This window comes from Pseudomonas sp. B35(2017) (genome assembly GCF_002113645.1).
Lineage (GTDB): Bacteria > Pseudomonadota > Gammaproteobacteria > Pseudomonadales > Pseudomonadaceae > Aquipseudomonas > Aquipseudomonas ekonensis.
This window is the reverse complement of record NZ_NEIZ01000006.1, coordinates 225,994-250,251: the sequence shown is the minus strand read 5'-3', so window position 1 is coordinate 250,251 and position 24,258 is coordinate 225,994. Positions and strand designations below refer to the sequence as shown.

General features: G+C 64.1%; 25 protein-coding genes. 9 read left to right on the top strand and 16 right to left on the bottom strand.

Annotated features, from left to right (window positions below; genetic code table 11):
- Positions 1-50: 50 nt before the first annotated feature.
- The 5 genes from fkpB to murJ form a co-directional block, all read right to left on the bottom strand.
- Positions 51-503: an FKBP-type peptidyl-prolyl cis-trans isomerase gene (gene fkpB / locus CAG41_RS14020; protein WP_085584189.1), complete on the bottom strand. Its 453-nt coding sequence runs from the start codon at positions 501-503 to the stop codon at positions 51-53.
- Complete coding sequence (lspA, locus tag CAG41_RS14015) at positions 496-1,008, bottom strand: signal peptidase II (protein ID WP_085584187.1); 513 nt, start codon at positions 1,006-1,008, stop codon at positions 496-498. The genes fkpB and lspA overlap by 8 nt, the downstream gene beginning before the upstream one ends.
- On the bottom strand, positions 1,001-3,832 hold the full coding sequence (gene ileS, locus CAG41_RS14010) for an isoleucine--tRNA ligase (RefSeq protein ID WP_085632288.1): 2,832 nt from the start codon (positions 3,830-3,832) through the stop codon (positions 1,001-1,003). The genes lspA and ileS overlap by 8 nt, the downstream gene beginning before the upstream one ends.
- Before the next feature lie 13 nt (positions 3,833-3,845).
- On the bottom strand, positions 3,846-4,784 hold the full coding sequence (gene ribF, locus CAG41_RS14005) for a bifunctional riboflavin kinase/FAD synthetase (RefSeq protein ID WP_085584183.1): 939 nt from the start codon (positions 4,782-4,784) through the stop codon (positions 3,846-3,848).
- A 129-nt stretch (positions 4,785-4,913) separates the two neighbouring features.
- Entirely contained in the window at positions 4,914-6,452 is a 1,539-nt protein-coding gene (murJ, locus tag CAG41_RS14000) for a murein biosynthesis integral membrane protein MurJ (protein ID WP_085584181.1), read from the bottom strand.
- A 252-nt stretch (positions 6,453-6,704) separates the two neighbouring features.
- On the opposite strand from murJ, the gene rpsT reads away from it, so the two are divergent.
- Positions 6,705-6,977, top strand: a complete 273-nt coding sequence (rpsT, locus tag CAG41_RS13990) for a 30S ribosomal protein S20 (RefSeq protein ID WP_085584179.1) — start codon at positions 6,705-6,707, stop codon at positions 6,975-6,977.
- Between the two features lie 195 nt (positions 6,978-7,172).
- Here the strand turns inward: rpsT and CAG41_RS13985 are convergent, their stop codons facing one another.
- From CAG41_RS13985 to rplU, 5 genes are all read right to left on the bottom strand, one after another.
- Positions 7,173-7,637: a CreA family protein gene (locus CAG41_RS13985; protein WP_085584176.1), complete on the bottom strand. Its 465-nt coding sequence runs from the start codon at positions 7,635-7,637 to the stop codon at positions 7,173-7,175.
- An 11-nt stretch (positions 7,638-7,648) separates the two neighbouring features.
- Positions 7,649-8,767, bottom strand: coding sequence for a glutamate 5-kinase (gene proB / locus CAG41_RS13980; RefSeq protein ID WP_085584174.1), 1,119 nt, complete (start codon positions 8,765-8,767; stop codon positions 7,649-7,651).
- A gap of 123 nt (positions 8,768-8,890) precedes the next feature.
- Positions 8,891-10,114: an Obg family GTPase CgtA gene (gene cgtA, locus CAG41_RS13975; protein ID WP_085584172.1), complete on the bottom strand. Its 1,224-nt coding sequence runs from the start codon at positions 10,112-10,114 to the stop codon at positions 8,891-8,893.
- Positions 10,115-10,307: 193 nt separating this feature from the next.
- Positions 10,308-10,565: a 50S ribosomal protein L27 gene (rpmA, locus tag CAG41_RS13970; protein WP_085584170.1), complete on the bottom strand. Its 258-nt coding sequence runs from the start codon at positions 10,563-10,565 to the stop codon at positions 10,308-10,310.
- Between the two features lie 35 nt (positions 10,566-10,600).
- Positions 10,601-10,912: a 50S ribosomal protein L21 gene (gene rplU, locus CAG41_RS13965; RefSeq protein WP_003228361.1), complete on the bottom strand. Its 312-nt coding sequence runs from the start codon at positions 10,910-10,912 to the stop codon at positions 10,601-10,603.
- Positions 10,913-11,153: 241 nt separating this feature from the next.
- Between rplU and CAG41_RS13960 the strand changes: the two genes are divergently transcribed.
- The 3 genes from CAG41_RS13960 (at position 11,154) to CAG41_RS13950 (ending at position 13,084) form a co-directional block, all read left to right on the top strand.
- Positions 11,154-12,122 carry a polyprenyl synthetase family protein gene (locus CAG41_RS13960; protein ID WP_085707106.1) on the top strand — a complete coding sequence of 323 codons (969 nt, stop codon included), beginning with the start codon at positions 11,154-11,156 and terminating at the stop codon, positions 12,120-12,122.
- A 160-nt stretch (positions 12,123-12,282) separates the two neighbouring features.
- A complete protein-coding gene (locus tag CAG41_RS13955) occupies positions 12,283-12,624 on the top strand; it encodes a zinc ribbon domain-containing protein YjdM (RefSeq protein ID WP_085584164.1) in 342 nt (113 codons plus the stop codon).
- A gap of 202 nt (positions 12,625-12,826) precedes the next feature.
- Positions 12,827-13,084 carry a hypothetical protein gene (locus tag CAG41_RS13950; protein WP_085584162.1) on the top strand — a complete coding sequence of 86 codons (258 nt, stop codon included), beginning with the start codon at positions 12,827-12,829 and terminating at the stop codon, positions 13,082-13,084.
- 128 nt (positions 13,085-13,212) lie between these two features.
- Here the strand turns inward: CAG41_RS13950 and CAG41_RS13945 are convergent, their stop codons facing one another.
- The 3 genes from CAG41_RS13945 to CAG41_RS13935 form a co-directional block, all read right to left on the bottom strand.
- A complete protein-coding gene (locus CAG41_RS13945; protein ID WP_085632290.1) occupies positions 13,213-13,830 on the bottom strand; it encodes an FKBP-type peptidyl-prolyl cis-trans isomerase in 618 nt (205 codons plus the stop codon).
- A gap of 125 nt (positions 13,831-13,955) precedes the next feature.
- On the bottom strand, positions 13,956-14,261 hold the full coding sequence (locus tag CAG41_RS13940; protein ID WP_085584158.1) for a DUF6482 family protein: 306 nt from the start codon (positions 14,259-14,261) through the stop codon (positions 13,956-13,958).
- Between the two features lie 162 nt (positions 14,262-14,423).
- Entirely contained in the window at positions 14,424-14,912 is a 489-nt protein-coding gene (locus tag CAG41_RS13935) for a TIGR00645 family protein (RefSeq protein ID WP_085584156.1), read from the bottom strand.
- A gap of 160 nt (positions 14,913-15,072) precedes the next feature.
- Here CAG41_RS13935 and CAG41_RS13930 point away from each other — a divergent pair, with 160 nt between their 5' ends.
- Positions 15,073-16,893 (top strand): hypothetical protein, encoded by a 1,821-nt coding sequence (locus CAG41_RS13930; protein WP_085656236.1) that lies wholly within the window; start codon positions 15,073-15,075, stop codon positions 16,891-16,893.
- Positions 16,894-16,911: 18 nt separating this feature from the next.
- Here CAG41_RS13930 and CAG41_RS13925 read toward each other — a convergent pair whose 3' ends face one another.
- Both CAG41_RS13925 and CAG41_RS13920 read right to left on the bottom strand, forming a co-directional pair.
- Positions 16,912-17,229, bottom strand: coding sequence for a hypothetical protein (locus CAG41_RS13925; protein WP_085584152.1), 318 nt, complete (start codon positions 17,227-17,229; stop codon positions 16,912-16,914).
- 311 nt (positions 17,230-17,540) lie between these two features.
- A complete protein-coding gene (locus CAG41_RS13920) occupies positions 17,541-19,979 on the bottom strand; it encodes a Lon protease family protein (protein ID WP_085638874.1) in 2,439 nt (812 codons plus the stop codon).
- Positions 19,980-20,263: 284 nt separating this feature from the next.
- Between CAG41_RS13920 and CAG41_RS13915 the strand changes: the two genes are divergently transcribed.
- The 4 genes from CAG41_RS13915 (at position 20,264) to CAG41_RS13900 (ending at position 23,925) form a co-directional block, all read left to right on the top strand.
- Positions 20,264-20,752 (top strand): DUF3015 domain-containing protein, encoded by a 489-nt coding sequence (locus tag CAG41_RS13915; protein ID WP_085584148.1) that lies wholly within the window; start codon positions 20,264-20,266, stop codon positions 20,750-20,752.
- A gap of 175 nt (positions 20,753-20,927) precedes the next feature.
- On the top strand, positions 20,928-22,781 hold the full coding sequence (locus CAG41_RS13910) for a DUF4105 domain-containing protein (protein WP_085656238.1): 1,854 nt from the start codon (positions 20,928-20,930) through the stop codon (positions 22,779-22,781).
- A gap of 211 nt (positions 22,782-22,992) precedes the next feature.
- A complete protein-coding gene (locus CAG41_RS13905) occupies positions 22,993-23,349 on the top strand; it encodes a hypothetical protein (protein ID WP_085584144.1) in 357 nt (118 codons plus the stop codon).
- A gap of 81 nt (positions 23,350-23,430) precedes the next feature.
- Positions 23,431-23,925 carry a GreA/GreB family elongation factor gene (locus CAG41_RS13900; protein WP_085584142.1) on the top strand — a complete coding sequence of 165 codons (495 nt, stop codon included), beginning with the start codon at positions 23,431-23,433 and terminating at the stop codon, positions 23,923-23,925.
- A gap of 60 nt (positions 23,926-23,985) precedes the next feature.
- Here CAG41_RS13900 and CAG41_RS13895 read toward each other — a convergent pair whose 3' ends face one another.
- Positions 23,986-24,180 carry a hypothetical protein gene (locus tag CAG41_RS13895; RefSeq protein WP_085707105.1) on the bottom strand — a complete coding sequence of 65 codons (195 nt, stop codon included), beginning with the start codon at positions 24,178-24,180 and terminating at the stop codon, positions 23,986-23,988.
- Positions 24,181-24,258 lie beyond the last annotated feature (78 nt).

Sequence of the window (24,258 nt, the reverse complement as noted above, 5' to 3'; positions counted from 1 at the left end):
ACACGACGGGAGCGAGCCTGCCCGCCCCTGCACGGTTACTGCCCGATGACTCAGAGCGCCTTGACGGAAATGATTTCCACGTCGAAGGTCAGCGTCTTGCCGGCCAGCGGGTGGTTGAAATCGACGGTCACTTGCGCGTCGTCGAATTCCTTCACCACGCCCGGCAATTCAGTATTGGCCGCATCGTTGAAGATCACCAGCAGACCGGGCGACAGCTCCATGCCCGTGAACTGCGAACGGGGGATGACCTGCACGTTCTGCGGGTTCGGCTGGCCGAAGGCGTTCTCCGGCTCGATGGTCAGGGTGCGCTTGTCGCCGCCCTTGAAGCCGAACAGCGCCGCCTCGAAGCCCGGCAGCAGGTTGCCGTCGCCGACCTTGAAGGTCGCCGGGGCCTTGTCGAAGGTGCTGTCGACAGTGTCGCCGTTCTCCAGGCGCAATGCGAAGTGCAAGGTGACTTCGGTGTTCTGGCCGATGCGTTGCACGGCCGATACCTGTTCAGTCATGAACGGCCTCTTCGGTTTTCTTGGATTTGAACATGTCCAGTGCCAGCATCACCGCACCCACGGTGATGGCGCTGTCGGCGAAGTTGAACGCCGGGAAGTACCAGCGGTTCTGCCAGTGCACCAGGATGAAGTCGATCACATGGCCCAGGGCGATGCGGTCATACAGGTTGCCCAGCGCACCGCCCAGCACCAGCGCCAGGGCGACGGCCAGCCAGGTTTCGTTGCGGCCCAGGCGCTTGAGCCAGACCACCAGCACCGCACTGACCACGATGGCGATCAGCGCGAACAGCCAGCGCTGCCAGCCGGAGCTGTCCGCCAGGAAGCTGAACGCGGCGCCCGTGTTGTAGGCCAAGGTCCAGCTGAAGTAGTCGGGAATGACCACGATCTGCTGGAACATTTCGAGCTTGCCTTCGAAGTAGAACTTGCTGGCCTGGTCGATGACCAGCACCAGCACGCTCAACCAGAGCCAGCCCAGCCGTCCGAAACGGCCCACGGCATTAGGCATAGTGACGGACCTCGCCGGCGCCGCTGATGTTGTCCACGCAACGGCCGCAGATTTCCGGATGCTCCGGGTTCACGCCGACGTCTTCACGGCAGTGCCAGCAACGGGCGCACTTGGTGTGGTTCGACTTGACGATCTTCAGCTTCAGGCCGCTGACTTCGGTGGCCACCGCATCGGCCGGCGCCTGGGCGAACGGCGCGACGGCGGCGGTGGAGGTGATCAGCACGAAGCGCAGTTCGTTGCTCAGTTTGGCCAGGTCGGCGCTCAGGGCATCCTCGGCGAACAGGGTCACTTCGGCCTGCAGGTTGCCGCCGACGGCCTTGGCCGCGCGCTGGATCTCCATTTCCTTGTTGACCGCGACCTTCACTTCCATGATGCGGTCCCAGTAGGCACGGCCCAGCTCGAAGCCTTCCGGCAGTTCGGTCAGCCCTTCGTACCAGGTGTTGAGCATCACCGATTCGTTGCGCTCGCCCGGCAGGTACTGCCACAGCTCGTCGGCGGTGAACGCCAGGATCGGCGCGATCCAGCGCACCAGCGCCTCGCAGATGTGGAACAGCGCGGTCTGGCACGAACGGCGGGCCTTGCTGTCGGCGCCGGTGGTGTACTGGCGGTCCTTGATGATGTCGAGGTAGAAGCCGCCCAGCTCCTGCACGCAGAAGTTGTGGATCTTGGAGTAGACGTTCCAGAAACGGTATTCGCCGTAGCTTTCCTTCAGCTCGTTCTGCAGCAGCAGCGTGCGGTCCACCGCCCAGCGATCCAGCGCCAGCATGTCTTCGGCCGGCAGCAGGTCGGTGGCCGGATCGAAGCCGGTCAGGTTGGAGAGCAGGAAGCGCGCGGTGTTGCGGATGCGCCGGTAGGCGTCCGCGCTGCGCTGCAGGATCTGCTCGGACACCGCCATTTCGCCGGAGTAGTCGGTGGAAGCCACCCACAGGCGCATGATGTCGGCGCCCAGGGTGTCGTTGACCTTCTGCGGTGCGATCACGTTGCCCAGGGACTTGGACATCTTGCGGCCCGCCTCGTCCACGGTGAAGCCGTGGGTCAGCAGCTCGCGGTACGGCGCATGGTTGTCGATGGCGCAGCCGGTCAGCAGCGAGGAGTGGAACCAGCCGCGGTGCTGGTCGGAACCTTCCAGGTACAGGTCGGCGCGCGGGCCGGTCTCGTGGCCCATCGGGTGCGAGCCGCGCAGCACGTGCCAGTGGGTGGTGCCCGAGTCGAACCAGACGTCGAGGGTGTCGCTGATCTTGTCGTACTGCGGCGCTTCATCGCCCAGCAGTTCGGCCGCGTCCAGCTTGAACCAGGCGTCGATGCCTTCGGCTTCGACGCGCTTGGCGACCTCTTCCATCAGCTCGACGGTGCGCGGGTGCAGTTCGCCGCTTTCCTTGTTCAGGAAGAACGGGATCGGCACGCCCCAGTTGCGCTGACGGGAGATGCACCAGTCCGGACGGTTGGCGATCATCGAGTGCAGACGCGCCTGGCCCCAGGCCGGCACGAACTTGGTCTCTTCGATAGCCTTGAGCGAGCGCTGGCGCAGGGTGTCGCCGGCGGTCGGCTGCTTGTCCATGCCGATGAACCACTGCGCGGTGGCGCGGTAGATCAGCGGGGTCTTGTGGCGCCAGCAGTGCATGTAGCTGTGGTCGATGACGGTGGTGTGCAGCAGCGCACCGACTTCGCTCAGCTTGTCGACGATGGCCGGGTTGGCCTTCCAGATGAACTGGCCGCCGAAGAATTCCAGCGACGGTGCGTAGACGCCGTTGCTCTGCACCGGGTTGAGGATGTCGTCGTTGACCATGCCGTATTTCTTGCAGGTCACGAAGTCGTCCACGCCGTAGGCCGGAGCGGAGTGAACCACGCCGGTGCCGGCGCCCAGCTCCACGTAGTCGGCCAGGTACACCGGCGACAGGCGGTCATAGAACGGGTGGCGGAAGTTGATCAGCTCCAGCGCCGAACCCGGCGCGGTGGCCAGCACGGTGCCTTCTACACCGTAACGGGACAGGCACGACTCCACCAGCTCTTCGGCCAGCACCAGCAGCTTGTCGCCGACATCGACCAAGGCGTAGTTGAATTCCGGGTGGACGTTCAGCGCCTGGTTGGCCGGGATGGTCCACGGGGTGGTGGTCCAGATCACGATGGCGGCCGGTTTGGCCAGCGACGCCAGGCCGAACGCGGCGGCCAGCTTGGCCTCGTCGGCGATCGGGAACGCCACGTCGATGGTCGAGGATTTCTTGTTCTCGTACTCGACTTCCGCCTCGGCCAGGGCCGAACCGCAGTCGAAGCACCAGTTCACGGGCTTGAGGCCCTTGAACACGAAACCGCCCTTGACGATTTCGGCGAGGGCGCGGATCTCACCGGCCTCGTTCTTGAAATCCATGGTCTTGTACGGGTTGGCGAAGTCGCCCAGCACGCCGAGGCGGATGAACTCGCTCTTCTGGCCTTCGATCTGCTCGGACGCGTAGGCGCGGCACAGTTCGCGGGTCTTTTCCGCGCCCAGGTTCTTGCCGTGGGTCACTTCGACCTTGTGCTCGATCGGCAGGCCGTGGCAGTCCCAGCCCGGCACGTACGGCGCGTCGAAGCCCGACAGGGTCTTCGAGCGGATGATCATGTCCTTGAGAATCTTGTTCAGTGCGTGACCGATGTGGATCGTGCCGTTGGCGTACGGAGGGCCGTCGTGCAGGACGAACTTCGGACGGTCCTTGCCAATCTCGCGCAACTTTCCGTACAGGCCAATACTGTCCCAGCGCTGCAGGATCTGCGGTTCGCGCTGTGGCAGGCCGGCCTTCATTGGGAAGGCGGTGTCCGGAAGGTTTAGCGTGGCTTTATAGTCGGTCATTTAAGGCTCTTCATTAGCGATGGGCGCTAGGTGCGGCGAGTGCACGGGCGGCGGCGACATCCGCGTTGATCGCCGTTTTCAGTGCCTCCAGGGAGGCGAAACGCTGCTCTTCGCGCAGCTTTTGGTGGAAAACCACCGTCAGGCGCCGGTCGTACAGATCGCCGGCGAAATCGAGTAGATGGACTTCAAGGTGGGCCTTGCCGTCACCTTGCACCGTGGGCCGCACGCCGATGTTGGCGACGCCGGGCCAGGTCTTGCCGTCGATGGCGACGTCGACCAGGTAGACCCCGGTGAACGGCACGCGACGGCGCTTGAGCTGAATGTTGGCTGTGGGCGTACCCAGTTGCCGGGCCAGTTTCTGGCCGTGCAGCACGCGGCCGGCGATCCGGTACGGACGGCCGAGCAAACGTTCGGCCAGAGCGAAATCGGCGGCGGCCAGCGCGTTGCGCACCTGGGTGCTGCTGACCCGCAGGCCATCCAGCTCGACGGTCTGCGCGGCCTCCACGGTGAAACCGTGCACCTGGCCGGCCTGCAGCAGGAAATCGAAATCGCCGAGACGGTCGCAGCCGAAACGGAAATCGTCGCCGACCTCCAGGTGCTGCACGCCGAGGCCGTCCACGAGGATGGTGTCGACGAACTCGCTGGCGCTGAGCTTGCTCAGGCGCTGGTTGAACGCCAGGCACAGCACTCGGTCGACGCCTTCGGCGGCCAGCAGCTGCAGTTTGTCCCGCAGCCGGGCCAGGCGTGCCGGCGCCGTGTCCGGGGCGAAGAATTCCCGGGGCTGCGGCTCGAAAATCACTACGCAGCTGGGCACGCCCAACTCGAGCGCACGCTCGCGCAGCCGGCCCAGGATAGCCTGGTGACCCCGGTGCACACCGTCAAAGTTGCCAATAGTGGCGACGCAGCCCCGATGCTGGGGGCGCAAGTTGTGAAGGCCTCGAACCAGCTGCATAACGCGCTTCTTGCTCATAAAGTGGCCGATTATAACCACACCCGACGGCCGACGACAGGCAACACCGTCACCCAAAGTGATCGAGCCGACAAAACCGCCGGCCCGAACCGCAGCGCAGGGGCCGAAACCTCAGCCCAACGCCTTGCGGTTGAAGTCGCGCAGGCGGAAGCCCAACAGCAGCAGCATGCCGAAATATGCCACCACGCCCGCCACCACCAGCACGCCCAGGCGCAGGAAACGCTCCAGCATGTGCCCCTGATCCCAGGCCGGCATGAAACGCATGCCGACCAGCAGCACCAGCGACATCACCGCGACCGCCACCAGCAGCTTGAAGCCGAACGCGGCCCAGCCCGGCTGCGGCTGGTACATCTGCTGCTTGCGCAGCTGATAGAACAAAAGCCCGGCGTTCAGGCACGCGCCGGCGCTGATCGCCAGCGCCAGGCCGGCATGGGCCAGCGGGCCGATCAGCAGCAGGTTGAACAACTGGGTGACGATCAGGGTGAAGATCGCGATCTTCACCGGCGTGCGGATGTTCTGCTGCGCATAGAAACCCGGCGCCAGCACCTTGATCAGAATGATCCCGAGCAGGCCGACGGAATAGGCGATCAGCGCCCGCTGGGTCATCGCCGCATCGAAACCGGTGAACTGACCGTACTGGAACAGCGACACCGTCAAAGGCTCGGCGAGGATGCCCAGCGCCAGCGCGCACGGCAGCACCAGCACGAAGCACAGGCGCAGGCCCCAGTCGAGGATGCGCGAATATTCGTGGCGGTCTTTGTTGGCGTAGGTCTTGGCCAGGGTCGGCAGCAGGATCGTGCCCAGCGCCACGCCCAGCACGCCGGACGGCAATTCCATCAAGCGGTCGGCGTAGTACATCCAGGACACCGAGCCGGCCACCAGGAACGAGGCGAAAATGGTGTTGATGATCAGGGAGATCTGGCTGACCGACACCCCGACGATCGCCGGCAGCATCTGCTTCATCACCCGCCAGACACCGGTGTCGCGCAGGTTCAGGCGCGGCAGCACCAGCATGCCGATCTTCTTCAGGTGCGGCAGCTGGTAGAGCAGCTGCGCCAGGCCTCCGACCAGCACCGCCCAGCCCAGGGCCATGACCGGCGGATCGAAGTACGGGGTCAGGAACAGCGAAAACACGATCATGCTGACGTTCAGCAGCGTCGGCACGAAGGCCGGCACCGAAAAGCGGTTCCAGGTGTTGAGGATCGCTCCGGCCAGCGAAGACAGCGAGATCAGCAATATATAAGGAAAAGTCACCCGCAGCAGGTCGGAGGTGAGGCGGAACTTCTCCGGCGTATCGGCGAAGCCCGGCGCGGTGGCCCAGATCACCCACGGCGCGGCGAGCATGCCCAGCGCCGTGACGAGGGCCAGCACCAGGGTCAGCAGGCCCGAGACATAGGCGATGAACGTGCGGGTGGCCTCCTCGCCCTTCTGGCTCTTGTATTCGGCCAGGATCGGCACGAACGCCTGGGAGAACGCGCCTTCGGCGAAGATCCGCCGCAGCAGGTTGGGCAGCTTGAAGGCGATGAAGAAGGCGTCGGTCGCCATTCCGGCGCCGAACGTGCGCGCGATGAGCGTGTCGCGGACAAACCCGAGAACCCGGGAAAGCATCGTGATAGAGCTGACGGCGGCCAACGATTTGAGCAGATTCATTGAAGGAATGTGTGCCTGTCGATAAACAGCAGGCGAACTGTGCGCCCACTTGTGCGATACTCCGCGCCGCAACAGCACAGAGCCAAAGCTCGCGAGTTTACAGGTCATGCGCCGGAAAGAAATATCCCGTCGCGTTATGCCTACCACTTAGCGGAACGTCTCAAGCGCCCTTGACAAGACTTCAACTCATCGGCATGATTCGCGGCCTATTTTGTTTGCTATTCCCTAAAAAGTCTTTCGAGGAGCTCGACGGTGGCCAACTCACCTTCCGCCAAAAAACGTGCAAAACAGGCTGAGAAGCGTCGCAGCCACAACGCCAGCCTGCGTTCCATGGTTCGTACCTACATCAAGAATGTAGTTAAAGCCATCGACGCAAAAGACGCTGAAAAAGCTCAAGCTGCCTACACCCTGGCTGTGCCTGTCATCGACCGTATGGCCGACAAAGGCATCATCCACAAGAACAAGGCCGCTCGCCACAAGAGCCGCCTGAATGGCCACGTCAAGGCACTGAAAGCAGCTGCCTAAGCGACGTAGTCACTGAAAAACCGACCCAAGGGTCGGTTTTTTATTGCCTGCGATTTGGCGCATGCGGATGCGGATGCGGATGCGGATGCGGATGCGGATGCGGAAAATGCTCGATCCTACCCTGCCGCCATCGCCAGCAGACCAGCCCCCACAGGTTCCGTGCCGCGCACAGCCCCTGCGGGAACCTCCGGATGACTACTGGGCAGGCGCCCACGGCAGGATCGGGATCGCCGTCACCGCATTCTGCGGACTGCCTTCGATCAGGCGGTCGCTGTAGACCAGATACACCAGGGTATTGCGCTTCTTGTCGAGGAACCGCACCACCTGCATGGTCTTGAACACCAGCGAGGTGCGCTCCTTGAACACCTCCTCGCCATCCTTCAGCTCACCCTTGAACCGGATCGGCCCGACCTGACGACAAGCGATGGACGCCTCGGCGCGATCCTCCGCCAACCCCAGGCCGCCCTTCACCCCACCGGTCTTGGCACGGGACAGGTAGCAGGTCACACCGTCGACCTTGGGATCGTCGAACGCCTCGACCACGATCCGGTCGTTGGGGCCGACGAACTTGAACACGGTCGACACCTGGCCGATCTCCTCGGCCGAGACCGCCAACGGCAACGCCATCAGCAGCCCCAACAGTCCTTTTGCAATCCGCATCGCACGCATCCTCACACCAGAATCAGGTTGTCACGGTGAACCAGCTCGGGCTCGGCCATGTAGCCCAGCAGGCCGACAATGGCATCCGACGACTGACCGATGATCTTCTGTGCCTCCAGGGCGCTGTAGTTGGCCAGGCCACGGGCGATCTCACGACCGTCCGGCGCCACGCAGACCACCATCTCGCCGCGGCGGAAACTGCCCTGCACCAACTTGACGCCGACCGGCAGCAGGCTCTTGTTGCCCTGAGACAAAGCCGACACCGCCCCGTCGTCCAGCACCAGCGTGCCGCGGGTCTGCAGATGCCCGGCCAGCCACTGCTTGCGCGCCGCCAGCATGCCGCGCTCCGGCGACAGCAGCGTGCCGATACGCTCGCCCGCCTTGAGGCGATCCAGCACCCGCTCCAGGCGCCCGCCGACGATGATGGTGTGCGCACCGGAACGCGCCGCCAGACGCGCCGCCCGCAGCTTGGTCTGCATGCCGCCGCGCCCCAGCGCACCGCCGGTGCCGCCCGCCACCGCATCCAGCGCCGGATCGTCGGCACGGGCTTCGTAGATCAGCTGCGCATCCGGATTGCTGCGCGGGTCGGCATCGAACATGCCGTCGCGGTCCGTCAGGATCACCAGCAGGTCCGCCTCCACCAGGTTGGCCACCAGCGCCGCCAGGGTGTCGTTGTCGCCGAAACGGATCTCGTCAGTGACCACGGTGTCGTTCTCGTTGATCACCGGGATCACCTTCAGCTCGACCAGCGCGCGCAAGGTGCTGCGGGCGTTCAGGTAGCGCTTGCGGTCGGACAGGTCGTCGTGGGTCAGGAGGATCTGCGCGGTATGCCGGCCATGCTCGGCAAAGCTCGACTCCCAGGCCTGCACCAGCCCCATCTGGCCGATGGCGGCGGCCGCCTGGAGCTCGTGCATCGCACTGGGTCGTGCGCTCCAGCCCAGACGGCTCATGCCGGCCGCCACCGCCCCGGAGGACACCAGCACCAGCTCCACGCCCGCTTCGTGCAGGGCCACCATCTGCTCGACCCAGACACCCATTGCCGCACGATCCAGCCCCTTGCCGTCAGCCGTCAGCAAAGCGCTGCCGATCTTCACGACCCAACGCTGCGCACCTGTCACCTTGCTCCGCATCATCTTCAACCTTAGCTTGAGGGCAGCGCGACCCAGCGCCGCCCGTGACGTTATTTGTGGCTACCGTTTTCCAGATACCAAAACGCCGCTCGATTGAGCGGCGCTTAAGTTTACTGCAACGGATCAGTCGCGCACGTAAATGATTTCCGGACCGTCGTCGTCATCCACGTCTTCCTCGTCCCAATCATCGTCGCCGATGTCATGGACCGACTTCACGCCGCTGCGGCGCAGGGCGCGCTGGTCATCCAGGGCCTGCAACTGGGCACGAGCTTCGTCTTCGATGCGCTGATCGAGGTCGGCCAGCTCTTCCTGGTAGGCCGGATCATTGGCCAGACGGTCGGCGCGGTCTTCCAGGTAACGCATGATGTCGCGGGTAAGGCGCTCGGTGCCCTCTTTGGCGATGGCCGAGATCACGTAGACCGGACCTTCCCACTGCAGGCGCTCGACCACTTCCTTGACCCGAGCCTCATGCTCTTCCTCGAGGATCTGGTCGCACTTGTTCAGGATCAGCCAACGGTCGCGCTCAGCCAGCGAAGGGCTGAACTTGGTCAGCTCGTTGACGATCACTTCCGCCGCATCCGCCGCGCTGCTTTCGTCCAGCGGCGCCATGTCCACGAGGTGCAGCAGCAGACGGGTGCGCGCCAGATGCTTGAGGAAACGGATGCCCAGGCCGGCGCCGTCGGATGCACCTTCGATCAACCCCGGAATGTCGGCGATGACGAAGCTCTTCCAGCGGTCGACGCTGACCACGCCCAGGTTCGGCACCAGCGTGGTGAACGGGTAGTCGGCGACTTTCGGCTTGGCGGCCGACACCGAACGGATGAAGGTGCTCTTGCCGGCGTTCGGCAAGCCCAGCAGGCCGACGTCGGCCAGCACTTTCATTTCCAGCTTCAGGTCGCGCTGCTCGCCCGGCTTGCCCGGCGTGGTCTGGCGCGGCGCGCGGTTGGTGCTGGACTTGAAGCGGGTGTTGCCCAGCCCGTGCCAGCCGCCATGGGCCACCAGCAGCTTCTGACCGGACTTGGTCAGGTCGCCGATCACTTCCTGGGTGGACGAGTCGATCACCGTGGTGCCGACCGGCACGCGCAGGATCAGGTCTTCGCCCTTCTTGCCGGTGCAGTCGGTGCTGCCGCCGTTGGAGCCGCGCTCGGCATCGAAATGCCGGGTGTAACGGTAGTCCACCAGGGTGTTGAGGTTTTCGTCGGCCATCATGTAGATGGAACCGCCGTCACCGCCGTCACCGCCGTTCGGACCGCCGTTCTCAATGAACTTCTCGCGACGGAAGCTCATGCACCCGTTGCCGCCGTCACCCGCCTTCACGCGGATCGATACTTCATCAACAAACTTCATAACCAACGCCTCTCGCCGTACGGACGAGCCGAAAAACAATCAAGACATAAGACTCTTGCAAAGATGAGCGCAGCGACCCCAATACACGACCCGCATCGCACGCCGACAGCCCATACAAACAGCTTTGCAAGAGACTCATCCCACAAACGAAAAAGCCCCGTCGCAAGACAGGGCTTCTCCAGCATTCTCGCAATCAGGCTGCGACAACGCTCACGTAACGGCGGTTGAAAGCGCCCTTTACTTCGAACTTGATCACGCCTTCGATTTTCGCGAACAGGGTGTGATCCTTGCCCATGCCAACGCCGTAGCCAGCGTGGAATTGGGTGCCGCGCTGACGCACGATGATGTTGCCGGCCTTGATGGCCTGGCCGCCGTACATCTTCACGCCAAGTCGTTTGGCTTCTGAGTCGCGACCGTTGCGGGTACTACCACCAGCTTTTTTGTGTGCCATGAGTTCAATTCTCCTAGTGAGGAATTAGGCTGAAATTAAGCCTGAATACCGGTGATTTTGATCTCGGTGAACCACTGGCGGTGGCCCATACGCTTCATGTGGTGCTTACGGCGACGGAACTTGATGATGCGGACTTTATCGTGACGACCTTGGGAGATCACTTCAGCCTTGACGGTTGCGCCAGCAACAACAGGTGCGCCGATGTTCACGTCGTCGCCGTTGGCGACCAGCAGAACGCGGTCAAAGGTCACGGATTCGCCGGTGGCGACTTCCAGTTTTTCGATCTTCAGGTATTCACCTTCAGCGACTTTGTATTGCTTACCGCCGGTAACGATTACTGCGTACATGGTATTTCTCCGATAATCCTGCTCACCCAGCTCTTTATAGGAAGAGGTATTGGCTGGCATGGCTGCATGGGGCTGGAACGGCCCAAGTGCAATTGCGTAAGGCAGGTGCTGCCCAGGAAGTTCAGGGTGCGCGATTGTACGCAAGCCGCCGACGCCGCGCAAGGGGCCATCCATCGCGCCTTGACACCTGCGGACGTGGGTCCTAGCATGCCGCGCAACCCTTCTGGAGCACCTGTCTCTGATGCAACCCCAAGCTTTCTACCGCGCGGTGGCGGACGATTTTAGCGCCGTCGACGGCATCATCAAGAAACAGCTGACTTCCCGCGTGCCGCTGGTGTCGAAAATCGGCGATTACATCACGTCAGCCGGCGGCAAACGCCTGCGCCCGCTGCTGGTGCTGCTGTGCGGCAAGGCCCTGGGCCGCGAGGGCGACGACCTGCGCCTGCTGGCCGCCACCATCGAATTCCTGCATACGGCGACCCTGCTGCATGACGACGTGGTCGACATGTCCGGCATGCGCCGCGGCCGCTCCACCGCCAACGCCATGTGGGGCAACGCCCCGAGCGTGCTGGTCGGCGACTTCCTGTACTCGCGCTCGTTCGAGATGATGGTCGAACTGGGCTCGATGCCGGTGATGAAGATCCTGTCCCAGGCCACGCGCATCATCGCCGAAGGCGAAGTGCTGCAGCTGTCCAAGGTGCGCGACGCCAGCACCACCGAAGAGACCTACATGGAAGTCATCCGCGGCAAGACCGCGATGCTGTTCGAAGCCTCGACCCACAGCGCCGCCGCGCTGGCCGGCGCCACCGCCGAACAGGCCGAGGCCCTGCGCACCTTCGGCGACCACCTGGGCGTGGCGTTCCAACTGGTCGACGACCTGCTCGACTACAAGGGCGACGCCGACACGCTGGGCAAGAACGTCGGCGACGACCTGGCCGAAGGCAAGCCGACCCTGCCGCTGATCTACACCATGCGCGAAGGCACGCCGGAACAGGCGGCCCTGGTGCGCCAGGCGATCCAGAAAGGCGGCATCGAAGACCTCGAAAGCATCCGTGCGGCGGTCGAAGCCTCCGGCTCGCTGGACTACACCGCGCAGTTGGCCCGCGACTACGTGGCCCGTGCCATCAAGTGCCTCGAAGCGCTGCCTGCCAGCAAATACCGCGATGCGCTGGTCGAACTGAGCGAGTTCGCGGTCGCCCGCACGCACTGATCTTGCTGCCCCTGCGGGAGCGGGCTTGCTTGCGATAGCGTCATGTCAGACGCCATCGCGAGCAGCTCCGCTCCCGCAGTGCTTTGCATGCAATGCCCTGCTTCGCTTAAAACCCTATACAATGTGCGCCCTTTAACGATCCTCATACCAAGGAGCCTTAGTGAGCACGTTGCCACCCTGCCCGAAATGCAATTCCGAATACACCTACGAAGACGGTGCCCAACTGGTGTGCCCGGAGTGCGCCCACGAATGGTCCGCCAACGGTGAAGCCGACGCGGCATCCGAAGACACCGTGAAGAAAGACGCGGTGGGCAATGTCCTGCAGGACGGCGACACCATCACCGTGATCAAGGACCTGAAGGTCAAGGGCACCTCGCTGGTGGTCAAGGTCGGCACCAAGGTCAAGAACATCCGTCTGTGCGACGGCGACCACGACATCGACTGCAAGATCGACGGCATCGGCCCGATGAAGCTCAAGTCCGAGTTCGTCAGAAAGGTCTGAGCCCGCTGCCTGCCATCCCGCGCCCGACGCGGGATGGCGACCCCTCCCTCGCTTTCCCCTCGCCGCAACGCAATGGCCAAACGCCAGCCGTTTTGACCTTACGCAATCTTTACCCGCAAAAAAACGCAAACCGCCAATAGGCGCTTGCTATTTGACGAATAAGAATTATTCTCATTGAACCCTTTCAATGGAGATGAGAACCATGACTTATCTGATCGACGCCTGGCTGGACCGTCCGCACCCTTACCTGCGGATCCTGCATCGGGAAACCGGGGAAGTCTGCGCGGTGCTGGAAGAAGAAGCCCTGCATGAACTGCAGGATCAGGGCGACCTGGACGTCAGCGGCCTGAGTTCCAGCGAACCGCTGGTGCTCAAGGAGCTGGTGCGCAATCTGTTCCTGTTCTGCTACGCCCGGGCCTTGCGCCCGACCGGTGAATTGCACAACAAGATCGAAGTATGAAAACCACCGCAGGAACGGTGGGATCCAGCCAACTGACGATGGCATCCGCGCGGCCCCCAAAGAACCGGTCGATCCTATCGCCAGCAGGCTGGCTCCCACATTAGCCTGCCATCAAGGCAGGCCAGTCCTTACAGAACGTCGAGCAGCTCGACGTCGAACACCAGAACGCTGTGCGGCGGGATGCTGCCCACGCCTTGCGCGCCGTAAGCCAGCTCGCTCGGCACGTACAGACGCCATTTGCTGCCGGCATTCATCAGTTGCAGGGCTTCGGTCCAGCCGGCGATCACGCCGCCCACCGGGAATTCGGCAGGCTGGCCGCGCTCGTAGGAGCTGTCGAACACAGTGCCGTCGATCAGCGTGCCGTGGTAGTGGGTGCGCACGTTGTCTTCACGGGTCGGCTTGGCGCCTTCGCCCTGGGTCAGCACTTCGAACTGCAGGCCGGAAGCCAGAGTGGTGATGCCTTCGCGCTTGGCGTTTTCGGCCAGGAACGCACGGCCTTCGCCGGCGGCGGCTTCAGCCTTGGCAGCGGCTTCGGCTTGCATGATCTCGCGGATCACCTTGAAGCTGGCGGACATCTCTTCCTGGCCCACACGGCTTGGCTGGCCGGCGAACGCGTCGGTCAAGCCGGCCAGGATCGCGTCCAGGCTGACGCCCGGTGGCGGGTTGTCGCGCAGCTGGTCGCCCAGCTGACGGCCGATGCCGTAGCTGACGCGGGTTTCGTCGGTGGACAGATTTACTTCGGACATGACACTGCTCCGCTGTGCGGACGGCCCGGGACTGGCCGTGCATGCACAGCGCGTCCCGGCTCGCCCGGAACCAAAAGGGCGAGCAGACTAGCACAGATGCCCAGGCTTTGATCGGATCGCGGGCGCTACAGCGCCGAGCGCCACGCCAACGGCACTTTCAGGCTTTCCTCGCCGCTGGCGCCGAGACCGCACATCTCGTCGTGCACCGAGGTGTGCACCAGGTTGAACGGCAGCACCGGGAAGTTGTGCAGCAGATCCCGGGCGTGCTCCACCGAACGCAGCGTCAGCATCTGCCCATCGGTGCCGCTGAGCGGGTATGCCGCGCCGTGCATCCGCGCCTCGAGCAGATAGATTCCGCCCTCCATGGAGATCAGGTTCAGTTCATCGACCTTCCTGGCGACGGCAAACGCATTCAGCTCTTGCAGGTTCATGGGCGCACCTCACGCGACGGCGGGTCTGGACGCCTACAGGGATAGGCTTCGGCACGACAAAGCACAAGCCATGAACGAGACCGCCCGTCTGTTTTGCAACGGACGGGCGGTGTTTTTCCTGCTTGAAGAGGGAAGCCGTCGGGCGAGCTTCCCCATCGCGACTCAGTGCTTGGTCACTTTGTCCAGATAACCCATGGCGAACGCCGAGACCACGAAGGTCATGTGGATGATCACGTACCACATCAGGTGTTCGGGGTCGACGTTCTTGGCGTCCATGAAGATGCGCAGCAGGTGGATCGAGGAGATCGCCACGATCGAGGCCGCCACTTTCATCTTCAGCGACGAGGAGTCCATGGTGCCCAGCCAGTTGAGCTTTTCCTTGCTGTCGTCGATGTCCAGCTGAGAGACGAAGTTCTCGTAGCCGGAAATCATCACCATCACCAGCAGGCCGCCCACCAGCGCCATGTCGATCAGCGACAGCAGCACCAGGATCAGTTCCGACTCGGCCATCTCGAACACGTTGGGGATGACGTGGAAGACTTCCTGGAAGAATTTCAGCGCCAGCGCCAGCAGCCCGAGGGACAGACCGAAGTAGATCGGCGCCAGCAGCCAGCGCGAGGCGTACATTGCGTTTTCGACAAAGCGTTCCATTGAATCTCACACAAGGGGTTGTAATCGGCGGCGAGTATACCAGCCCCCCGCGAGCGCCAGAAACCGCCCGGAAATCCGCCACCTGCGTGTGTGTGTCAAAGTTTTTCTGCTAGTGTCCAGATCATTGACAGCCCCGCGACAGTGGACAGGACGACTGGAAATGGATGTGCGCTTGCCGATGACGACTGCCGGAATGTGCCTCGCTCTGCTGCTGGGCGGCTGCTCGCCGGACGACGAAAAGCACGGCCCGAGCCTTGAGGAAAAGACCGCGCAGTTCGAACAGTCGCTGGACGCCATCACCGACCCCAAGCTCAAGGACGCCGTGACCGAACTCGGCGGTTCGCTGCTGCTGCTCGAACGCGCCCGGCGGCGGCTCGACGGCCAACCGGCCAAGACCGAGTACGGCGAAGACGCCCTCGGCGCGCTCAGGCACTACCCCACGCCCCAGGCGCTGGTCGATACGTTCATCGATGGCCTGTTCGTGCTGCGCAAGGACGTCGGCTCCGACTACCTCACCGATCTGCAGCCGGTGTTCCCCTTCAACCTCAACATCCCCGGCGGCTTCCTGTTCCCCCACGGCGTGCAATGGCAGTCGGTGACCTTGAGCGACAAACGGGTGATCGCCTGGCAAACGGAATGGTCGGAGACCGACCCGGGCATCCAGCTCAGCCCGTCCAGCTCCACCCCCGACGACCTGACCCTGTCCTACCCCTTCATCGAAGGCCTGGACATCGACCGCAAGAGCCAGCCGCAGCCGGTCAGCCTGCTGGGCGAGATCGAGGTCATCGCCCCCGGGCGCCTGCACGGCTTTGACCTCGGCAAACAGGACATCGGCCAGACCCGCACCGACGGCAATCTCAGCGTCACGCTGCTCAAGCTTGAGAAGAACTACGCCGAAGTCGAATTCAGCAACAGCCTGCCCCTGGCCCCTGAGGTCGGCGGCACACCGCTCAACCCGATGATCGTCCAGGCCCGCGACGCCACCGGCCAATACCTCAAGCGCGCCGGGTCGATCAACGAGAGCCCGGAGCAGGTCGCGTTCTACCAGGAACAGCTGGCGCACCTGCAGCAGCAAAAGGCCTGGAGCGACGCTCTGGAGAAACAGCTCAACGACGGCCAGAGCGCCTTCGAGCGCCAGCACCCGCGCCGCTACAACAAGGTGTACTTCCATGGCCCGGTCGAGACCCTCGAAGTGAGCGTGCTGGACTTCTCGAACGTGAGCGTGACCCGCAAGCCGCTGGATCTGCCGGTGCGCCACCTGGATCCGCACACCACCGCGAAGGCGGTGCAGCCACTGGACCTGCCGGTGACGGTGTATGACGACCAGGCCGCGGACTGGCTCAAGGGCGCGGCCCTGACCGAGCAGCAGCTGAAGGACAGCATCCGCATCCGCCAGTCGGTGGAGGAGCCCAGTGCCGCCCGGATCGAGTTCGATCACCGCAAGACCTTCAACGACGAACTGCTCGGCGAGGACTTCAGCCCCGGCGACAGCCCGGTGACTTTCTTCACGCAAAAGCGCAACGGCGAACGGGACGAGCCGATCGAACTGCCGCCGGAGGCGTACCAGGTCGATCCGCTGTCGGGCACGATCACCTACGATCTGAACCTGTTCCCGGAAACCCCGGCGTTTGCGGTCGGCTCCATGCCGCTGTTCCTGGCCACGGTGGAAAAGCAGACGTTCGACGCCAAGTCCTTGCCCAAGGGCCTGGACATCCGCAACAACATGCTGGTGGTGGATCTGAAGCGGTTCGCGGCCGACCAGTGGCGCTTCTTCGTCAAGGACGGCAGCGGCCAGTACCTCAAGCAGATTCTTTCGGTCAGCCACGACGCGGGCGCAGAGGGCCCGGCGATCTTCGGCGTGCACTACTTCTACGGTCGTCCCACGCAGGTGGAAACCTACCGGCGAACCGACCTCGCCACCGTGCAGTACGGCTTTGAGGTCAAACTCGACAAGGCTCAGGCACCGGGCACGGCCCCCTGAGCCCCGGACCCGGAAGGCTCAGTTGAGGCTGCGGCTGCGGCCGCCGTTGATCTGCCGCAGTTGGGCTTGCAGGTGCAGGCTCCAGATCTGCGGATCGTCGGCCAGCTCATAACCGTGCATCGTGAGGCTTTCGACGATGGTGTCGAGGATCGACTCGGCGGCGACCGGCCCGTGGAAAGGGCCCTGGGCCTTGATGGCGGAAGGTTGTTCGCCGGCCATGCCGGCGGCGAAGAGCAGCGTCCACATGCCGGTGTCGCCGGCCAGGGGCTTGATGGCGCATTCGATACGGGTCACAAGACCCAGGCACTGACGGGTGAGGCAGAGGTTGCGCGACATGGCGGCGACCCTCGGTGAAGCCGGTGTTCAACCCTCAAGGGAAGGCTGTTTCGATCCAGTGATGCTCTCGATGTCCTTGAGCTGAGAATAGAAGAAAAGTCGTCTGCGCCAACCGGATACGACCAGAAGGCGCCGAATGGTCATTGTGTGAATTTTGGCGCCAGAGTGATGGCACTTTCCCGCACGTTCCCGCCTAAATGCGACGGTGGGAGCCCGCCTGCCGGCGATGGCGGAACGTCAGACAGACAGATGTCGAATGACACGCCGCAATCGCCCGCAGGCGAGCTCCCACCGGTTTACCGCATCGGCCTTCAGGCCGGCTTGGCTTCGGCCAATGCCTCTTGGGCCGCTTCCTTCTCGGCCTCCTTCAGGTCCTCTTCGCTGATCATCTCGGCGATCACCCGCAGACGCTCCACGACGCGAGCGTTGACGCTGCCTTCCGGGAACTGGCCGTCGGCGTCCGGCTCACCGGCCGGCTCGCCCACCAGCAGGCTCAGCGCCTCGTCGGCCTGGCTCACCGCATAAACGTGGAACTGCCCGGCGCGCACCGCCGCCAGCACCTTCTCATCGAGCATCAGCGTGGCGACGTTGGCCTTGGGAATGATCGCGCCCTGCTCGCCGGTCAACCCGCGGGCTTCGCAGAGGCGGAAGAAGCCTTCGATCTTCTCGTTGACCCCGCCGACCGCCTGCACCTCGCCGAACTGGTTGATGGAGCCGGTGATGGCGAAGCACTGCTTGAGCGGGGTCTTGGACAGCGCCGAGATCAGCGTGCACGCCTCGCCCAGCGAAGCGCTGTCACCGTCGACGTAGCCGTAGGACTGCTCCAGCGCGATGCTCGCGGAGATCGCCAGCGGGAATTCCTGCGCATAGCGGCTGCCCAGGTAGCCGGTGAGGATCATCACGCCCTTGGAGTGGATCGGCTGGCCGAGGTTGACCTCGCGCTCGATGTCGACGATGCCGCTGCCGCCCGGGTACACCGTGGCGGAGATCCGCGCCGGCACGCCGAACGCCGAGTCGCCGACCTCCAGTACCGTCAGCCCGTTGCACTTGCCCACCGCCGCGCCGTCGGTGTCGATCAGGATGATCCCGGCGAGCATGTCGTCGAGGATCCGCGCCGACACGCGCCCGGTGCGGGTGGCCTTGGCCTTCAGCGCCCGCTCGATGTGGCCGGCGTCGGTCATTTCGTCGCCGGCCAGGTGACGGATGAAGTCCGCTTCGCTGACCAGCTGGAACAGGTCGCCGATCCGCGCCGACAACCGCCCCTGGTGTTCGGCCAGGCGAGCGCTGTAGGTGGCCAGGCGCGCCACCGCGTCAGCGGTCAACGGCGCCATGCCCTCCTCCGAGGTGCGGGTCTTGAGCAGTTGGGCGAACTGCTCCAGGCTTTCGTCGACCATCGGGATGTCTTCATCGAAGTCCACCAGGACGCGGAACATCTCCTGGAAGTCCGGATCGTGGTCCTGCAGCGCGTAGTACAGCTGCCGGGCGCCGATGATGATCACCTTGACCTGCAGCGGGATGTGCTGCGGGGTCAGGGTCACGGTGGCGAAGCGGCCCATTTCGCCGAGCGGCGACTCCATCTTCAGCTTGCGCGACTGCAGGGCGCGCTTGAGCGCATCCCACACGAACGGCTCGCCGAGCATCTTTTCCGCCTCAAGGATCAGGAAACCGCCGTTGGCCCGGTGCAGCGCACCCGGGCGCAGCTGCCGGTACGTGGTGTAGAGCGCACCCTGATCGGTGGTGTACTCGATGCGGCCGAACAGATTTTCGTAGGTCGGGTGCGGCTCGAACACCACCGGCGCGCCGCCGCTGACCGGGTGGCCGACCACCAGGCTGGGGGCGTATTGCTCCTCCAGCAGCTTGCGGGCGACGGCGTCGGTCTTGCTGTCGTCCACCAGTTGCTCGACCACGGTCTTGAGCAGGTACACCTGCATCGCTTGCAGGTAGCCGCAGACGCCGGCGTTCTCGGCGTACTTTTCCGACAGCGGCGCCAGCAACGGCTGCAGGGCCAGGGTGATGGTCTCTTCGTTGAGCTGGCGCAGCTGGTTGCTCGACTCGCGCTTCCACTGCGGCAGGCTCGCCAACTCCTCGTTGAGGCGCTCCTCCAGTGCGGAGATGTCCTCGTGGAAGCGCTCGCGGTCGGCTTCCGGCAACTGGGCGAACTCCGCCTCGTCCAGCGCCTTGCCCTCGAACATCGGGGTGAAGGCGATGTTGCTGCTGTCGCGGTACAGGGCGACGTCCTTTTCCAGGGCCAGGCGCTCGATCACATCCAGCGCACGGTCGTAGCGCTGGTTGAAGGCGCGGTCGATGCCGCTCTTCTTCTGCTGGTAGGACGGATGCTCGAAGACGGCCGGAAAGGTCGCCAGCAGGTTGTCGATCAGGCCGTTGATGTCATTGATGAAGGCGCCGGCGGTGCCCGACGGCAGCTCCAGGGCGCGGGGCTCGCGCGGTTCGTCGAAATGGTTGACGTAGACCCAGTCCGCCGGGGTCTGCAGGCGCTTGCCTTCGGCCTTCAGGTAGCGTTTGACGAACGAGAAGCGGCCGGTGCCGGGCTCGCCCATGACAAAGACGTTATAACCGGGGCGCGGCATGGCCACGCCGAACTGCAGGGCTTCGACCGCGCGTTCCTGGCCGAGCACACCGCGAAAGGGCTCCAGATCGTTGGTGGTGGTGAAGCTGAACTGTTCAGCGGAAAACGGACGGGTCAGCGCTTCGGGCGCCAGACGCAAACTGGCGGCAACAGGATCAGGCATCGGGCTTCCTTAACAATCAGGCGGGGCAGATAAGAGGCATTCTGGCGCTGCCCGTACCCACTGGCAAGGCGCCTTGCGGCGATGCGCCGGCCTGCGCCCTCACGAAAAGCCGGCCCGTGCGCAAATCTGAAGGAAAATGTGACGGAACCCGGCGAACGTGCCTAAACTCCAAGCTGCGCGGCTGGAACGAATACCGGCCCACTGGCGCCGTTCGGGTCTGTACGCACAGAGCTTGGGGGGGCCAGAACCCTGTCCATTGGTACGCACATAAAGAGAACAAAGCTATGAAACGGATTCTTCTCGGTACTCTCTTCACCGCTGTATCCATCAATGCCATGGCCCAGGCGCCGGGCGGCCCTGATTGCGGCTGGGGCAACATGCTGTTCGAAGGCCAGCGCGGCACGCCGGCCCACTTCCTCGCCTCCACCACCAACGGCACCTCCGGCAACGCGACGTTCGGCATGACCTCCGGCACCAACGGCTGCTCCACCAACGCGGCGCTGACCTACGGCGGCAAGTCCTGGTTCGCCATGAACGGCATGATGAACGAGCTGTCCGAAGACATGGCCAAGGGCCAGGGCGAAGCGCTGACCACCTACGCCGTGGTGCTGGGCGTGGCGCCGGAAGACCGCGCGCACTTCGCCGCCGTGACCCACGAACACTTCCAGCAGATCTTCAGCAAGGCTGACGTGACCGCCGAGGACGTGCACACCAACACCCTGGCCGTCCTCAAGGCCGACCCTCGCCTGGCCAAGTACGCGACCCAGGCCTAAGCCAGGCCCCGCCCGCTTCCTTCGGGGAGCGGGTTTTGTTCTTTCGCAGCGGCCCTCTGTCGGGAAATGCCGGCCAGTCATCAGCAATGACGGTGGAATCGAGCCTGCTCGCTCCCGCATGGGTTGACCGGCCGTTACCCGTCGAACCCTTTTTGACGATTTCAAGTTGCCACCTATGCTCAAACGCCTTGCCTGGCTGGCGCTGTGTGCCTGCGCCCCGCTGTCCGCCGCGCCCCACCTCGATCCCCAACGTTTGCAGCAACTAGCCAACGACCGCTTCTGGATTTCCCTGGGCCACTACGAGACCGCCAAGCTCGGCGGCTGGCGCAGCTATGTCAGCGACAGCCGGTTCTTCCTCGCCGCCGACGGCAACGAACACCCCGACCGTGAACTGGCCGCCACCGTGCAGGCGCTGTACGCACCGGCCAGCCTCGGCGAGCGGCACGCCCAATGCGTGTACCCGGCCCGTACGCGCTGGCTGAAGGCGCAACTGAACCTCAAGGACCTGCCGGCCCCGGACTGCGCCGAATTCCGGCAATGGTTCAAGGACGTCTCGCCCCACAGCGCGGTGATGATCTTCCCGGCGGCCTACCTCAACAGCCCGTCGTCGATGTTCGGCCACACGCTGCTGCGCATCGACCAGGCCGACGTGCAAAGCGACAAGACGTCGCTGCTCAGCTACGCGATCAACTTCGGCGCCTACATCGAAGGCTCGGACAACAGCATCCTCTACGCCTGGAAAGGCCTGATGGGCGGCTATCCGGGGCTGTTCGCCCTGGTGCCCTACCAGGAAAAGCTCTCCGAGTACCGCAGCCTGGAAAACCGTGACCTGTGGGAATACCGGCTGAACCTGACGCCGCAGGAAACCGCGCGCATGGTCGAGCACGTGTGGGAGCTCAAGCAGATCAAGTTCGACTACTTCTTCTTCGACGAGAACTGCTCCTACCGCCTGCTCGAACTGCTGCAGGTGGCCCGCCCGGGCCTGCGCCTGACCGAACAGTTCCCGCTCACGGCCATCCCCACCGACACCGTCAAAGCGGTGAAGGACGCGGGCCTGGTGGAGCACATCGAATACCGTCCGTCCCGTGAGCGCGAACTGCTCAGCCGCGCCGAGCCGTTGAGCGACGAGGAACAGGACTGGGTGCTGAAGGTCAGCGCCGACCAGCAACAGTTGCAGGCGCCCGCCTTCAAGGCCCTGCCCCGCGACCGTCAGGCGCTGGTCATCGATGCCGCGTACCGCCTGGAGCGCTACCGCGCCAACGGCCAGGAGCGCGATCCGCAACGGGCCCAGCGCAGCTTCGAACTGCTGCGGGCGATCAACAAGAACCCGGCGCCGGAGCTGGAGATCCCTCGCCCCGGCCTGCCCGAGGACGGACACGAATCGCGCACTTGGCAGGCCGGCCTGGGCACCCGCGGCGACCGGGCGTTCGGCGAGTACGGTCTGCGCATGGCCTACCACGACCTCAACGACAACGGCGAAAGCTTCCCGCTGGGCGCGCAGATCGAAATCCTGCAGATGAAGCTGCGCCAATACGAGGGCAACGATTGGCAGTTCCAGCGGCTGGACCTGGCCACCATCCGCTCCCTGACCCCGCGCAACGCGCTGCTGCAGCCGTTGTCGTGGCAGGTCACCGGGGGGCTTGAGCGGGTGCCGGGCAAGCACGACGACGAAACCCTGGTCAGCCACGTCAACGGCGGAGGCGGCGGCACCTGGCAATTGGGCGAGGACATGCTCGGCTTCGCCCTCGGCACGGTGCGGATTGAACACAACAACGACTTCGCCGGGTTCATCGCCCCCGCCGCCGGCTTCAACAGCGGCGTGCTGTGGAAAAACCCGCTGGGCAACCTCAGCCTGGAGGCCAAGGGCGATTACTTCACCAACGGCGAAGTGCGCCGCAGCCTGAGCCTCAACCAGCAGTGGGAACTGTCGCGCAACCTCGGCCTGCGGCTGAGCGCCGAACGCGAATTCAGCCATCTGGCCACCCCGCAGACCGAAGTGATGCTTGAGGTGAAGTGGTATCACTACTGATCCCCCACCACCCCTGTAGGAGCGAGCCTGCTCGCGATTCGGTTCTTCAGCCGACGAATGCGTGGGCTGGCACACCGCTATCGCGAGCAGGCTCGCTCCTACAGGGGATTTGCGCACGCTCAACAAATTGCTCACATGCCTTTCACGCACACCGGACGAATCCGCTTCTAGACTTTCCCGTATCAGCCGTGAAACGGCCCGGGAGAACGAGATGTGGCGGTGTGCGGGATTGCTGGGCGTGTTGTTGCTGGTCGGCGGTTGCCAGAGCACCCATGAAGAGTTGATCGCCAGAGGTTATCCACCGGCCTTCGCCGACGGTTTCGATGACGGCTGCGTCAGCGGCCGACAGGCGGCCGGCTCGATCAGCGGAGAGTTCCGCAAGGACGTGCCGCGCTACCTCAAGGACGCGCAGTACGCCGAAGGCTGGAGCGACGGTTTCCGCCAGTGCCAGGCCATGCTGGAAAACAAGGATCGCGACGACTACCGCAACGAGCACTGGGACGAGCGCGAACGCGCCTGGCAGCAGCAGAAGGATCGGGACGCGGCGCGGGCGTATCGCTCGCCTTAGGTCGTTTCCAGACAACCGCGTCCGAACGATGCCTGCGACCATGGGTCGACTCCCTAAGAAGGCCCGTCAAAGGAGGCGACCATGAGCCGCGCTTTCGTCAATGAGGACAACGCCGCCGCGCAGGCCGACCAACCGGTCGAGCGGCAGGTCAGCACGCAACCCAACTACGTCACGCCCCAGGGCTTTGCGCTGCTGCAGGCCAAAGTGGCGGAACTGCAGGCCCTGCTGGCCGAGCAATCGGAAAAGGGCGATCAGGCCGACAAGCAGCGCCTGGCCGATCTCGACCGGGACTTGCGCTATTTCATGCAGCGCGTCGGCAGCGCCCAGGTGGTGCCCGCCGCCACCTCGACCGACAAGGTGCAGATCGGCAGCTGGGTGACCTACGCCGACGAGCACAACACCGAACGCCGGGTACAACTGGTGGGCGAAGACCAGGCCGACGTCGCCCGCGGCCTGATCAACTGGAGCTCGCCCCTGGGCCGGGCGCTGCTGGGCGCCCGGCTCAACGACGAAGTGCTGTGGCAGCGCCCGGCCGGCGATCGGGTGATCGAGGTGATCCGCATCGAACCGGCCTAGGCGGCAATCTTCACTGACGCCATCGCCAGCAGGCTGGCTCCCACAGTCGAGGGCGTCGGATCAGTCCCCGGTGATGTCGGATGCACCGGCCCAATCGCTGGCAAGCCAGCTCCCACAGGGTTCGCGCTGGCCGCAGATCATCGGCAGGTTGGCTTCCACAGGTTTGCGCTGGCCGCAGATCATCGGCAGGCTGGCTTCCACAATGTGGGTGGCGGACACGGAACCTGTGGGAGCCAGCCTGCTGGCGATGGCCATGATGCGGTTCCAGTGAAAGTGCGCAGGGCAAAAAAACGGAGCCCTAAGGCTCCGTTCTCTTTCATGCCACCAGCCGGA